We start from the raw sequence: 13,544 nt of genomic DNA, 5'->3' as shown, positions 1-13,544 counted from the left end.
CCCGGTACTGGGGCCATATTGCCTGGTGTGGTAAACTCCCGCCGGTATATAAGGAAGCCCTATGATGAACAGCGAACAAATCCGTAACCGTGTCGAACAACTGTTGCAACAGAGCCCACTGGCCGGTCTGTCAGCCGATGTACGCTTAATGCTGCAAAGCCAGTTACAGAGCCTGCTGAGCAGCGCCAATCTGATCAGCCGTGAAGAATTTGAAGTACAGGCGGAAGCGCTGCGCCGCACCCAGGCGAAACTGGCGGAGCTGGAAAACAAACTCAGCCAGCTGGAACAGCAGCAGAATCAGACGCAGTAATAGCAGCGCATAAAAAAGCCGGAGCATGCTCCGGCTTTTTTATGGCTTTAAATCGCCAGCAGTTCTTTCGCCTGCTGCGAGCTGGCTAACTCGCTGCCAGCGCCGGATGCCACCACCCGCCCCCGCTCCAGAATAATAAATTCATCCGCCAGTTCGGCGGCAAAATCAAGATATTGCTCAACCAGCACAATGGCCATTTCGCCGCGATCACGCAGCAGCTTAATCACACTGCCGATGTCTTTAATAATGGAGGGCTGAATCCCTTCGGTCGGTTCATCCAGAATCAGCAGTTTGGGTTTCAGCAATAACGCCCGGGCAATCGCCAGTTGTTGCTGCTGTCCGCCGGATAAATCACCGCCACGGCGTTTCAGCATTTGCTGCAGCACCGGAAACAGCGAATAGATTTCCGGGTCGATACGGCGCTGACTTTTCGGCAGCGCTGAAAATGCCGTCTGCAGATTTTCTTCCACCGTCAGCTGAGAAAAAATATCCCGGCCCTGCGGGACATAGGCAATGCCCTGACGTGCACGATCAAAGGGAGCGATGCCGTTCAGCGATTTTCCCTGCCACTGAATATCCCCTTTACCGGCACTCAGGTGGCCCGACAGCGCTTTCATTAACGTGGTTTTACCCACACCGTTGCGCCCCAGCACACAGGTGACCTTACCGACAGCGGCACTCATGCAGACGTTATACAGCGCCTGACTCGCACCATAAGAAACATCCAGTTGGTTTACATTTAACATCCCATCATCCTCCGTACCGGATCAGCGTCCCAGATAGACTTCGATCACCTGTGGATTGGCTTTCACCGTTGCCAGCGAACCTTCCGCCAGCACATGACCTTCGTGCAGCACAGTGACCTTGCAGTCGAGTGCTTCGATAAAATCCATATCGTGTTCTACCACCATTAATGAATGTTTCTGCGCCAGGCGCTTAAACAGTTCGGCGGTTTTCATGGTTTCTTCATCGGTCATACCGGCAGCCGGTTCATCAATCAGCAACAGCTGTGGCTCCTGTCCGAGCAGCATGCCGATTTCCAGCCACTGCTTCTGACCATGGGATAAATTACCGGCCAGTTCATCGCGTTTATCCGCCAGATCGATCATGTCCAGAATCTCATCCAGTTTCTGTGCTTTTTCGGCGGTCAGCTTATGCAGCAACGCCTGCCAGATACTGCGTCCGCCTTTCAGCGACATTTCCAGATTCTCAAATACCGTCAGGCTTTCGATCACGCTGGGCTTCTGAAATTTACGGCCGACGCCGAGATTGGCGACATCCGCTTCATCAAAGCGGGTCAGGTCGTGCTGACTGTTGGCATTATCGGTAAAGATAATGGTGCCGGTATCCGGGCGGGTTTTACCGGTAATAACATCCATCATGGTGGTTTTACCGGCGCCGTTCGGGCCGATAATGGCGCGCATTTCACCCGGAGCGATGACCATGGATAACGAATTCAGCGCTTTAAAACCATCGAAGCTGACGCTGACACCATCCATATACAGCACCGCCGGGTTATCAATATGCTTTGGCGTTTGCAGGCTCATACTTTTTCTCCCTGCACAAAGTTCAGTTTATCCTGCTGCTCAGGTGCAGCCTTGCTTTGCGTTTCAGTATTCAACGCCGGCGGATTGTCTTCAGCTTCTGCCTGATATTTTTCTTTCAGCTGTGCCCATAAGCCCACCACACCTTTCGGCAGATACAGTGTGGTCAGCACAAACAAGCCACCCAGCATAAACAGCCAGAGTTCAGCAAAGGCACCGGTAAAATAGGTCTTGGCATAATTCACCAGCATGGCACCAATCACCGCACCAAACAGCGTGCCGCGGCCACCCACCGCCACCCAGATAATAATTTCAATGGAATTAATCGGCGCAAATTCACCCGGATTAATAATGCCGACCTGAGGTACGTATAAGGCTCCGGCCACACCGGCCAGCATCGACGACACCACAAAGACAAACAGCTTGTAATGCTCAACCCGGTAACCGAGGAAGCGAGCACGGGATTCCGAATCACGGATAGCCACCAGCACCCTTCCGAGTTTTGAGGTGACAATAAAGCGGCTGATTAAATAACCCAGTATTAAAGCCAGCACCGAGGCCACAAAGAGCACTGCACGGGTATTATCCGACTGCAGGCTGTAACCGAGAATATCTTTAAAGTCGGTTAAACCATTATTGCCACCAAAGCCCATATCATTGCGGAAAAACGCCAGCAACAAGGCATAGGTCAGCGCCTGGGTAATAATCGACAGATACACCCCGGTTACCCGCGAACGGAATGCCAGCGCGCCGAACACAAAAGCAAGAATGCCCGGCGCCAGCAGCACCATCAGCATGGCAAACCAGAACTGGTCAAAGCCAAGCCAGTACCATGGCAGCTCCGTCCAGTTAAGGAACACCATAAAGTCAGGCAGTTCCGGATTACCGTACACACCGCGGTCGCCAATCTGACGCATCAGATACATGCCCATGGCATAACCACCCAGCGCAAAAAACGCACCGTGGCCCAGACTTAAAATACCGCAGTAGCCCCAGATTAAATCAACCGCAATCGCCAGCAGGGCATAACACAGGTATTTGCCCAGCAGAGTCATGGTGTAGGTCGATACATGGAAGAATGAACCTTCCGGTAATAACAGATTACTGAGCGGAATAAACACCGCCATCAGCACCAGTACCAGCAGTAATTTTCGCCCTGCGGCATCGTTCATCAGCAAACGGGTTAAAGGGCCGAATTGTTTTGTCTGTGTCATATCCATGCCCCTTAACCGTTATCCACAGCACGGCCTTTGAGCGCGAATAATCCGCGTGGCCGTTTTTGGATAAACAGAATGATAAATACCAGCACCATAATTTTTGCCAGAACAGCACCGGCTAATGGTTCGAAGATTTTATTGGCCACACCCAGCGTCATAGCGCCGACCAGCGTGCCCCATAAATTGCCAACACCACCGAAGACCACAACCATAAAGGAATCGATAATATACGCCTGCCCCAGATTCGGGCCGACGTTGGTCAGCTGTGATAAGGCCACGCCGGCAATCCCGGCAATACCGGAACCCAGACCAAAGGTCAGCGCATCGACCCAGCCGGTTTTAATCCCCATTGAGCTGGCCATCGGCCGGTTCATGGTGACCGCACGCATCTGCAGACCAAACAAGGTGCGCTTTAATACCAGTGCCAATACCGCCAGCACCATCAGGCTGAAAATAATGATGTACAGACGGTTCCAGGTCAGCTCCAGCGCCGGGTTAATCATAAAAGTACCGGCCATCCAGTCTGGCGTGGCCACTTCACGGTTTAACGGACTGAAAATCGAACGCACAGCCTGCTGCAGAATCAGACTGATACCAAAGGTCGCCAATAAGGTTTCCAGCGGACGGCCATATAAATGGCGGATCACGCTGCGTTCAATCAGCACGCCAACTAACCCACTGACCAGAAATGCCGCAGGCACGGCCACGACCAGCGATAAGCCGATATGCTCCGGCATCAGCAACTGCACCACATAGGTGGTATAGGCACCGAGCATAATCATTTCGCCGTGGGCCATATTAATAACGCCCATCACGCCGAACGTGATGGCCAGACCAATAGCTGCCAGCAGCAAGACCGCGCCCAGCGCCAGACCAAAATACAGATTCTCGATATAGCCATTAATGCTGACCAGTTTTTCGATATCGGTCAGCGTGGTTTGCGCCAGCTGGTATTCATTTTTACGTGACAGTTTTTCTTCATCACTGAAACTGCGGATAAATTCACTCAGTCCGGCACGCACTTCCGGATACAGTGCACCACCCAATGCGGTAAGCCCCTCAATCCGCTCTTCAGTCTGATCGGCTTTCAGTTGCATCAGCGCGCGTACCAGGTGCAGAACCTCAGCCACAGAATTGTCAGTTTCCCGCTGCAGTGCCTGATCAATAAATGCCCGGTCGATATCATCACTGCTTTTCAGCAGATTTTGTGCAGCCGCCATGCGCTGTGATTTATGCTTCGATGAAATCTGTGCGCGGGAAATCAGGCTGCGTAATGCAACCCGCAATGAATTATTAACGCCAATTTTTTTAATATCGCGCTTACCCAGCCCGGTGACGGCTTGCAGGGTAAAGGCGTCCTGCGCACTGTCCGGCTCACCGGAACTGTCGACCAGTAACAATTGCCCGTTGCTTTTAACGTAATACAGGCGGCTGTCGAGTAATGCCTGCAAAATAACAATGGCCTGATCATCTTCAGCCAGTGCAATCTGCTCGGCCAGCGCCGCTTTTTCTTTATAGTTTGCACTGATTAACTGCTGACTGAGCTCGGCCAGAGAAGGCTGAGTATCAGCATTGTTTGCCAGTAGATTATGGCTGGCAGAAAGTAATAAGACGGCGAAAAAAACACGTCTGAATAATGTGAACATGGGAACATCCTGTTGGAAAGGAACTGCACGCCTGCGCAGCGTTATATTAACGCCGGCAAACGTGCAGCGGATCGGGCTTACTCGGCCGCTACGGCGCCACCACAGGTTTTGGTTGCTGTGTTATAGTTGCCGCAGTTGATTGGTGCAGTCCAGTCAGAGATCAGGTTTTTGCTTTCAGGCAGGTAGTCAGTCCAGGCATCACCCGGTACCACACCTTCAGTCTGCCAAACGATATCAAACTGGCCATCTTCCTGAATTTCGCCAATCAGTACCGGCTTGGACAGGTGGTGATTTTTATTCATCACCGCCATACCACCGGTCAGGTTAGGAACAGAAATACCGATCATGGCATCCTGTACTTTACTAACATCTGCTGTACCGGCTTTTTCCACCGCTTTGGTCCACATATTGAAACCGATATAGGTTGCTTCCATCGGATCGTTGGTTACGCGTTTATCGTCTTTGGTAAAGCTGTGCCATTGTTTGATAAAGGCATCGTTCTCTTTACCATCAGCGCTCATAAAGTAGTTCCAGGCGGCCAGGTGACCAACCAGAGGCTTGGTATCGAAACCAGACAGTTCTTCTTCACCTACCGAGAAGGCAACCACCGGAATGTCTTCCGCGCTTACACCCTGGTTCGCCAGTTCTTTATAGAAAGGAACGTTGGCATCACCATTAATGGTGGAAACCACTGCGGTTTTAACACCGGCGCTGCCGAATTTTTTAATGTCAGAGACAATGGTCTGCCAGTCAGAATGACCGAACGGTGTGTAATTAATCATGATGTCTTTAGCAGCAACACCTTTCGACTTCAGATAGCTTTCCAGAATTTTATTGGTGGTACGTGGATAAACGTAGTCGGTACCGGCCAGAACCCAGCGCTTAACGCCAACGTCATTCATCAGATAATCAACGGCCGGAATAGCCTGCTGGTTAGGCGCCGCACCGGTATAGAAAACATTTTTTGAAGACTCTTCACCTTCATACTGAACCGGGTAGAACAGCAGACCGTTCAGCTCTTCTACAACAGGTAAAACAGACTTACGGGAAACGGAAGTCCAGCAGCCGAAAATCACATCGACCTTATCTTTCTCCAGCAGCTCACGGGTTTTTTCCGCAAATAAAGGCCAGTTAGAGGCAGGGTCGACCACCACAGCTTCCAGTTGCTTGCCCAGCAAACCGCCTTTTTTATTCTGCTCTTCCACCATCATCAGCACGGTGTCTTTCAGCGTGGTTTCAGAAATGGCCATGGTGCCGGATAATGAATGCAGAACACCGACCTTAATGGTGTCGGCGGCATTGGCAAGACTGATACCAGCAGCCAGAGTGGTCATCGCCAGAACTTTGGTCGCTTTTGACAGCGTGTTTAATCCCAGTTTTTTCATCTTGAGTCCGTCCTTAATGTACTTTGATTTTATCCGGAGTCCGATTACTGCTGATCAGCTCCATTTATGAGTTAGCATTCCCTGTAGAGCAAAGCCTGTACCAACTTATAACCAATTGTTTTTTAAGAGTTTTCAGCCAGCAAGGTGCCATATACAGGAATAAACCCGCATTACCGAAAATTCACGCACCGTTATTGCTCAGCTGCTTTTAAATATTCACTGCATTGGTGCAGGCCGGATAAATCATTAATCTGCTCTGATATTAATGTTGTAGCGGCTCTTCGCTGCCTGAATGCGGTGCAGGGTAATATGGCGCACGGTATTTTTACTGACATCGATATGCTGGCTGAGAAAACCGGCCGCTTCTTCTGCGTTGCCACTCAGCATTAAATTCAGAATATGAGAGTGCTCATCATAGGTCGCTGTAATACGCCCCTGCTGGGTGAAATCCAGCCGGCGGATAATGCGCAGACGTTCACACACCATACGGTGAATCGCCGCCATTTCCTGATTGCCGCTGAGCTCCAGCAGAGCAAAATGAAAGTCTTCATCCATCTCTGCCAGCAGCGAACTGTCGTTCAGCCGTTGGCCTTCATGGCAGCACCAAAGCGTCAGCAAGCCGGCCAGCTGTTCTTTAAGACCGGCGCGCCCACATAGGCGTTTTACCGCAGCCACTTCGAGCAGGGTGCGAACGTCGTATAAGTCTTCAAAATAACGGAAATCAAAGGGCCGGACCTGCCAGCCACTGCGGAAATGCACCTGCACAAACCCATCGCGCTCCAGCCGGTACAGTGCTTCACGTACCGGAGTACGACTGGCCTGCATACGCCTGGCAATTTCGTTCTCACTGAAGCGATCACCGGGCAGCAACTGGAAATCGAAGATATCGTTTTTCAGTTGCTGATAAATCCGCTCGGCCAGATTCAGCGGGCGCTTTTTTTCTTCAGTATCCGTTGGATACATGCTTAATTTCCGCTCTGGGATTTCAGATGAGCGATATACGCACGCCAGCCAGCAAACCCGCTGATATGGGTTGCACTGGCCACCGCTTCCGGTTCACAGATAAAGCCTTTTACCAGGCGGCCATCGGCTAACTCCAGCGTGCCGATTCCCAGGGGCTGTGGAATTTCCGCAACAAAACTGCCGAAAGCGGCAACGTCCATTCGCCACAATTCGACAATGATTTCATGCCCTGTTTCAGAGCCACTATTCAGTAATGCATCATTAATGCGCACCAGGCCTGGCTTTGGCGGCACTGTATTGGCCAGGGCATAAAGCTGATATTTTTTTGCACTCAGCGTTTGCTCCAGCAATATTGCATCACGGCTGGTCAGCTGATGATTCAGCGGCATACCGGTTAAATGGGCGCCGACCACCGCCACCACCACCGATTCGTCATCACGTGCGCCAAGTAATACCGGCGCCTGTGGTAAACGCAGCGCCGCCTGCCAGTGCGCAGCAAAAGTCAGTAATGCATTTTCACTGAAGGCTGGTGCAATAACCGTGATACCGAAAGGCAGCCCATCGCTGCGTAAATTGGCCGGTAAAGCGATGGCACATAAATCGGCCAGATTAACAAAATTGGTATAAGTACCCAGTTGGCTGTTGACCTTAACCGGCTCGGCTTCGACCTCTGCAAGAGTTGGAAAGCAGGGTGCGGTAGGAACAAGCAGTGCATCGAAGCTCTGAAATAACTGCTGAATTTCCCGCAGCAGTTCCATACGCCTGTACTCGGCATTAAAGGCCTGAACCGCTGTTCCGCTGTTACCACCGGCAATAATACTTTTCACCACCGGATTAATGCCGGGTAAATCCTGCCGGATAAATTCACCCACGGCAGCATAACGTTCCGCCACCCAGGGGCCCTGATAGAGCAGCGCAGCCAGTTCAGATAACGGCGAAAAATCGGTGGTGACTAATTCAAAGCCAAGGCTTTCAGCTTTTGCCAAAGCCGCTGTGAATGCAGCCTGCTGTACGTCATCACCAAACCATGGCATATCGGCTGGTACCGCCAGCCGGCGGATGGTTTTTAATGGCGGGTTGCCCACTGGGCGGGAATACGCATCCTGCGCATCAAATTGCGCGGCCAATGCAAAAATGCGCTCGGCATCGAGGGTGTTTAACGCAAAAACAGAAACACAATCCAGGCTGCGGCATGCCGGTACAACACCCTGAGTACTGAGCGCCCCCTTACTGGCTTTCAACCCGACGATATGATTAAAGCCTGCCGGAATACGACCAGAGCCCGCCGTGTCGGTACCCAATGAAAAAGGCACATAACCGCGCGCAACCGCAACCGCAGAACCTGAGCTGGAACCACCACTGATGTAGTCTTCATTAAATGGATTAGCCACCGCACCATAGGGCGAACGGCTGCCCACCAGCCCGGTGGCAAACTGATCGAGGTTGGTTTTGCCCAATACAATGGCACCGGCATTACGCAGCAAACGCACCACCGTGGCATCCGCCGGTGGCTCATAAGCAAACTCCGGACAGGCTGCGGTTGTCGCAAAACCGGCAACGTCGATATTGTCTTTTACCGCAAAAGGAACGCCGTATAACGGCAGCGCCTGCATATCGCCATCGGCGGCATCCAGTAATTGCTGCAACTGAATTAACTGCGCTCCCAGTTGCTGCTCGCTGGCCAGTTCAATCCAGACGCTGCCTTCTTTTAACACGCCGTTGCAGCTTTCCTGCTGATGCACTTCTGCCCGTAATGCATTGAGCAATTCGCTGGCATTAGCGCCGTTACGATAGGCCTGATTCCAGTCACCAAGACTCCAGCCCAGTAATGATTTTCCCGATTTTTCTGATGTGATGTCGCTCATAGCACTACCAGTGTGTTCAACCTTGTATACAAGCTACAGAGCGACAGTCGTGCCAGTTTTTACTATGTCGGCGTAATGTGAGTCAAAACCACGGTATTGGCGGGCTTCCTGTAATCAGCCGCTGAAAAAATCAGAAATAATTCAGAAAATATGCGCGCGGTTTAAGCGCAAAAAAGAAAATATCGTGCATCAGAACGGGGCATATTATTAAGCCCCGTACATTCTGGTGCAGAAAATCAGGCGGGAAATATCTGCTGCAGGTGATTGCGGATATGCAGTTCATGCGCAGCCGCATAGGCTGTTTTATCCAGTTCACCATACGCAAAATGGGGCGCCAGCTCTGCGCTGTAAGCCATAAAATCCTGCAGAGCCACCAGCAACATCTGCAATGCCACCTCCTGTTCCAGCGCCGGATCGGCTGCCACCATACCCGGCAGACCTTCGGTCAGATTGTGACGCATGGAACCCGCAGCACGGAATACCGCCAGCGCCGCACTGCCGGCGGTGTGTTTAAACAGGGAAGAATAATGCTGAGGATAGCCATCCATTGAACCGCGGATACTTTGCGCGCAGTGCTGAAAAACCTCACTCACCGACCAGGCCGTACCACTGCGTAAACGCTGACCATTAAGTGCCTGCAATTCCTGCAGTAACCCTGACAGATCATATTCCTTACTCCGGGCAACAGCACTAACGCCTGCGGCACCACCTGCCAGAACCAGAGGAACAGCAACTGCTGTTTTAAGCAAAGTACGTCGTTTCACACAGACTCCCGCTGATTATTGAAAGGCTTTGAGTCTGTCACAATTCCGATGAATGCGGTAACTCCTGATGGCTGTTATGAGCGTTCAGCCATTCTATTAGTTCATGCTCGGGCAGTGCCTGCGACCAGAGATAACCCTGAGCTTCATCACACCCCAGTTGTTTTAACAGGTTCAGCGTTGCTTCGTCTTCCACCCCTTCGGCAACCGACTGTAACCCCAGACTGGCGGCCATCTGGATAATGGCACGCACCAGAGGCTCATCCCGTTGTGAGACACTCAGAGCTGTAATAAAGGATTTATCAATTTTCAGCCGCGAGGCATTAAAGCGGCGCAGGTAACCCAGGTTGGAGTAACCGGTGCCAAAATCATCGATGGCAAAAGACACTCCCATACTATGAATCGTACTTAGCTGACGGCTGATATCATCGCCTTCACCGATTAACATCGATTCGGTTAACTCCAGCTCCAGCGCCGACGATGGCAAGCCGGACTGCTGCAATACTTGCTGTACATTGCGCTCCAGTGAGCCATCACGGAATTGCACATAAGATAAATTAACCGCAACCCCCACCCCGTAATGTCCCTCCCGGCGCCAGCGCGTACAGGCCGCGCAGGCTTCCTGTAATACCCAGTGGCCGATATCCGCAATAACACCACTGCTCTCGGCCAGCGGAATAAATTCATCCGGTGTAATGTAAGAACCATCCGCCTGCGGCCAACGGATCAACGCCTCAACACCACAGACCCGGCCATTGCTGATATCAATTTTGGGCTGATAAAACAGGCGGAATTGTTTGTCTTTTAATGCCTGACGGATTTGCGTCATCAGATTGAATTTATCGATATTAGCGCGGCCCATATCATCATTGTATATGCGGAAAACATTGCGCCCTTCATGCTTGGCCTGATACATCGCCAGATCCGCATACTTACACAGGGTATTGAATTCCGTGCCGTGCTCCGGAGCCAGAGCAACCCCAACCGATCCGGAGATTTCGATCTGGGTCTGCATAATAAAAAAGGGGGTTGTTGCTGCTGCAGTCATACTTTGCGCCAGCCGGGTCAGCTGATCGTCATCGCCATCCAGTGCCGCCATCAGCAGAAATTCATCACCGCCAAAACGGCACAGCACATCATCAGGACGACTGAGTGCCTGCAAACGTCCGGCGAGCTGCTGCAGCAGTAAATCGCCGGCGGCATGCCCAAGTGAATCATTCACCGGTTTAAAACTATCCAGATCCAGAAAAAGCACCGCCAGTGGATGCTCGTCACGCAAACATTGCTGATATAACCGGGTATAAGATTCTTCAGCAAAGCGGCGGTTAGATAAACCGGTCAGCTGATCCTGGCTGGCCAGCCGGGCAATGGTCTTCTGGCTGTTCCGTACCCGCTGATTTTCCTCCCTGAGTCCATCCATCAGACGGCGCTGATCACGTAATAACAGGTAAGCGCTGAAACCGGTAATAAGCAGGATCACATCGGTAAAAATCAGATGTTTGAATTCGACTTCCGGCAGAAAAGGATGAAAGTAACCAGTAATCGTCAGCCCGGCCATCAGCGAGCAATAGCTGACAATAAAAAACAACAACCCCGAAAACAGCCGCACATTGCCCAGAATGGCGGCAAAGATCAGTACGCCGGGATAACCCAGCACCGCCATATCGCGCACGCCTCCGGAGTGCCAGGCCAGCACCGACAGCATAGCCGTCAGCGCCCAAAGAAGAATATTGGCGGCAATACCAGGCTGCTGCTGATGAGCAAACCAACCGGCCAACACCAACACGGCACAGCCAGCCAGTACTGTCAGCTGCGTATGCCCTGTAGCCACAAATGCCGCCAGCAGCAGCCCCATCAGCGTCAGACTGGTGATCTGCAACAAACGCTTTGAGCGCAGAACACTGGCATCATGGCCCAGCAGCGGGACCTTGTTCTGATCCGGAGAAATAGCGGCATCCCCATAATGTTGTCTGTCTATCACTTTAGCCGCTGGCATGGGTTACGCTGTTTCCGTCTGCCGGAAATTTGTAACCAGTTATATCCTTAACCGCACGATGTGGCCGTAAACGCCTATCCTTTATGCATTAATGAATCAGGATATAACATGAATCTTCGCCCCCGGTTTTTGCTGCTGACCACCGTTCTGATCGCGCTGAGCGGTGCAGGCCTGTGGCTGCTCACCCAGCAGATTGCTTTGGGGATTATGCAGGAATGGGCGCTGCGTCACTTTGAAACCCAGGTAAAACTGGAGAAAACCCGCACCCTGCAGCCAATCATCCGCGAAGTTACCCTTGCCCGGCAGTTGGCCGATTCCCAGATATTACGTGCCTGGGCCCGCCAGCCTGACGACGCACAGTTAAAAGCCCAGGCTCTGGCAGAGATGGAGACCTTCCGTCATAACTTTGCTGACCAGAGCTATTTTGTCGCTCTGCGCGAATCCGGCGATTATTACCATAACAACGCCGCCAACGAGTTTGCCGGGGCCGAATACCGCTACACCCTGCGCGCCGATAATCCCAACGACCGCTGGTTTTACAGCATCATCGGGCAAAACCGCGATATTCATCTGAATGTGAATCCGGATATTCCGCTGGGCGTCACCAAGCTGTGGATCGATGTATTGCTGCGCGATGGCGAACACGTGCTGGGCGTGGTCGGCACTGGTCTCGATCTCACCACCTTTATCGAGCAGGTTGTGAGCCAGACCGAGCCCGGTATCAGTAATCTGTTTTTTGACCATGAAGGCGCGATACAGGTATCCCGTGACCCCAGCCAGATTGATTTTGCCAGCATCACCAAACAGGCAAGCGACAAGAAAACCATCCAGCAGCTGCTGAGTGATCCGCGGGAACGCGCGCAGCTGCAGGCATTACTGCCGCAGGTTATGCACAACCCCGGGCAGGTCGGCAGCATGTATCTCACCATAGAGCAGCAGCGTTATCTGGCCGGAGTGATCTATCTGCCCGAGATCGACTGGTATGAAATCACCCTGCTTGATCTCAATACCCTGCTGCCACTCAGCACCTTTAACAGCATATTTATTGCCGCCGGCCTGAGCCTGCTGCTGGCGCTGCTGCTGTTTCATATTGCTCTTAACCGTTACGTCCTCAAGCCACTTTCCCTGCTCGAAGATGCCATCGGCCAGCTGCGCTCCGGGCAGCACACCGTGCCGCTGCTGCCACGCCACCGCGCCGGTGAAGTCGGCCGGCTGCTGCGTCATTTTCAGGAAATGGCAGCCAGTACTCTGCTGGCGCGCAGTGAACTGGAGCAGAAAGTACGGGAAAGAACCGAAGCGCTGGAGCGCCTGACCCAGACCGATACCCTTACCGGCCTGCTTAACCGTCGTGGCATGACCCAGCAACTCAGCCTTGAATACCAGCGCCTGCAACGGGAAGGAGAACCCTTTGGCCTGATCTGGCTGGATCTCGATCATTTCAAAAGCATTAATGATCGTTACGGTCATGCCTGTGGTGACCAGGCGCTGATGACCACCGCCAGTATCATTACCGATCTGCTGCGCCCTTATGACAATGCCGCGCGCTGGGGGGGCGATGAATTCCTGATCCTGATCCGCACCGATGACCAGCAACTGCTTGATCAGCTGGGAGAGCGGCTGTGCCAGGCTGTTGCTGCACAGCAGGAGGTACTCGACGACCAGCAGCAGCCCATCGCCCTTACCCTCAGCGCCGGCAGTTATCTGGCACGCAATCACAACAGCCTGGAAAGCATCCTTTCAGCTGCCGATCAGGCGCTGTATCAGGCCAAACAGAATGGCCGTAACCATCATCGCAGCGCGACATAACAGGGCATTCCGCCTGGCTAATACATAAGCACCATAAATACCAAGCAATTC

General features: G+C 52.3%; 11 protein-coding genes. 2 read left to right on the top strand and 9 right to left on the bottom strand.

All coding sequences use genetic code 11. The features are described 5' to 3' along the window. The first annotated feature begins 61 nt into the window (after nucleotides 1-61). Nucleotides 62-310, top strand: coding sequence for an accessory factor UbiK family protein (locus tag MT343_RS00745; RefSeq protein WP_186435800.1), 249 nt, complete (start codon nucleotides 62-64; stop codon nucleotides 308-310). A gap of 47 nt (nucleotides 311-357) precedes the next feature. Here the strand turns inward: MT343_RS00745 and urtE are convergent, their stop codons facing one another. The 9 genes from urtE to MT343_RS00700 all read right to left on the bottom strand — a co-directional run bounded on the left by urtE (nucleotide 358) and on the right by MT343_RS00700 (nucleotide 11,687). Continuing rightward, entirely contained in the window at nucleotides 358-1,056 is a 699-nt protein-coding gene (urtE, locus tag MT343_RS00740) for an urea ABC transporter ATP-binding subunit UrtE (protein ID WP_145467058.1), read from the bottom strand. A 21-nt stretch (nucleotides 1,057-1,077) separates the two neighbouring features. Then, nucleotides 1,078-1,857, bottom strand: coding sequence for an urea ABC transporter ATP-binding protein UrtD (gene urtD / locus MT343_RS00735; protein WP_145467061.1), 780 nt, complete (start codon nucleotides 1,855-1,857; stop codon nucleotides 1,078-1,080). Then, nucleotides 1,854-3,068 carry an urea ABC transporter permease subunit UrtC gene (gene urtC, locus MT343_RS00730; RefSeq protein WP_243989443.1) on the bottom strand — a complete coding sequence of 405 codons (1,215 nt, stop codon included), beginning with the start codon at nucleotides 3,066-3,068 and terminating at the stop codon, nucleotides 1,854-1,856. The genes urtD and urtC overlap by 4 nt, the downstream gene beginning before the upstream one ends. Nucleotides 3,069-3,079: 11 nt before the next feature. After that, nucleotides 3,080-4,717 (bottom strand): urea ABC transporter permease subunit UrtB, encoded by a 1,638-nt coding sequence (urtB, locus tag MT343_RS00725; protein ID WP_145467063.1) that lies wholly within the window; start codon nucleotides 4,715-4,717, stop codon nucleotides 3,080-3,082. A 77-nt stretch (nucleotides 4,718-4,794) separates the two neighbouring features. After that, nucleotides 4,795-6,051 (bottom strand): urea ABC transporter substrate-binding protein, encoded by a 1,257-nt coding sequence (gene urtA, locus MT343_RS00720; RefSeq protein ID WP_230331379.1) that lies wholly within the window; start codon nucleotides 6,049-6,051, stop codon nucleotides 4,795-4,797. Nucleotides 6,052-6,348: 297 nt separating this feature from the next. Next, nucleotides 6,349-7,065: a GntR family transcriptional regulator gene (locus MT343_RS00715; RefSeq protein WP_145467067.1), complete on the bottom strand. Its 717-nt coding sequence runs from the start codon at nucleotides 7,063-7,065 to the stop codon at nucleotides 6,349-6,351. Nucleotides 7,066-7,067: 2 nt separating this feature from the next. Beyond that, nucleotides 7,068-8,930: an allophanate hydrolase gene (gene atzF / locus MT343_RS00710; RefSeq protein WP_145467069.1), complete on the bottom strand. Its 1,863-nt coding sequence runs from the start codon at nucleotides 8,928-8,930 to the stop codon at nucleotides 7,068-7,070. A gap of 236 nt (nucleotides 8,931-9,166) precedes the next feature. Next, the gene (locus MT343_RS00705; RefSeq protein WP_222428491.1) at nucleotides 9,167-9,694 is read right to left on the bottom strand and encodes a DUF1569 domain-containing protein; all 528 of its coding nucleotides are present in this window, start codon (nucleotides 9,692-9,694) and stop codon (nucleotides 9,167-9,169) included. 37 nt (nucleotides 9,695-9,731) lie between these two features. After that, a complete protein-coding gene (locus tag MT343_RS00700) occupies nucleotides 9,732-11,687 on the bottom strand; it encodes a putative bifunctional diguanylate cyclase/phosphodiesterase (RefSeq protein WP_145467071.1) in 1,956 nt (651 codons plus the stop codon). Nucleotides 11,688-11,795: 108 nt separating this feature from the next. Between MT343_RS00700 and MT343_RS00695 the strand changes: the two genes are divergently transcribed. Next, nucleotides 11,796-13,493, top strand: a complete 1,698-nt coding sequence (locus MT343_RS00695) for a GGDEF domain-containing protein (RefSeq protein WP_145467073.1) — start codon at nucleotides 11,796-11,798, stop codon at nucleotides 13,491-13,493. The last annotated feature ends 51 nt before the right edge of the window (nucleotides 13,494-13,544 follow it).

This window comes from Venatorbacter sp. C2-1 (assembly GCF_022832715.1).
Classification (GTDB): domain Bacteria; phylum Pseudomonadota; class Gammaproteobacteria; order Pseudomonadales; family Oceanobacteraceae; genus Venatoribacter; species Venatoribacter alkanivorans.
Note: the sequence above shows the minus strand (reverse complement) of the source record. Positions and strands in the feature narration are given on the sequence as shown.

Coding starts and splice junctions, on each gene's coding strand:
- urtA (WP_230331379.1), bottom strand. CDS start 6,051: ATGACCACTCTGGCTGCTGGTATCAGTCTTGCCAATGCCGCCGACACC.
- atzF (WP_145467069.1), bottom strand. CDS start 8,930: ATGAGCGACATCACATCAGAAAAATCGGGAAAATCATTACTGGGCTGG.
- MT343_RS00695 (WP_145467073.1), top strand. CDS start 11,796: ATGAATCTTCGCCCCCGGTTTTTGCTGCTGACCACCGTTCTGATCGCG.
- urtD (WP_145467061.1), bottom strand. CDS start 1,857: ATGAGCCTGCAAACGCCAAAGCATATTGATAACCCGGCGGTGCTGTAT.
- MT343_RS00745 (WP_186435800.1), top strand. CDS start 62: ATGATGAACAGCGAACAAATCCGTAACCGTGTCGAACAACTGTTGCAA.
- MT343_RS00715 (WP_145467067.1), bottom strand. CDS start 7,065: ATGTATCCAACGGATACTGAAGAAAAAAAGCGCCCGCTGAATCTGGCC.
- MT343_RS00700 (WP_145467071.1), bottom strand. CDS start 11,687: ATGCCAGCGGCTAAAGTGATAGACAGACAACATTATGGGGATGCCGCT.
- urtC (WP_243989443.1), bottom strand. CDS start 3,068: ATGACACAGACAAAACAATTCGGCCCTTTAACCCGTTTGCTGATGAAC.
- urtE (WP_145467058.1), bottom strand. CDS start 1,056: ATGTTAAATGTAAACCAACTGGATGTTTCTTATGGTGCGAGTCAGGCG.
- urtB (WP_145467063.1), bottom strand. CDS start 4,717: ATGTTCACATTATTCAGACGTGTTTTTTTCGCCGTCTTATTACTTTCT.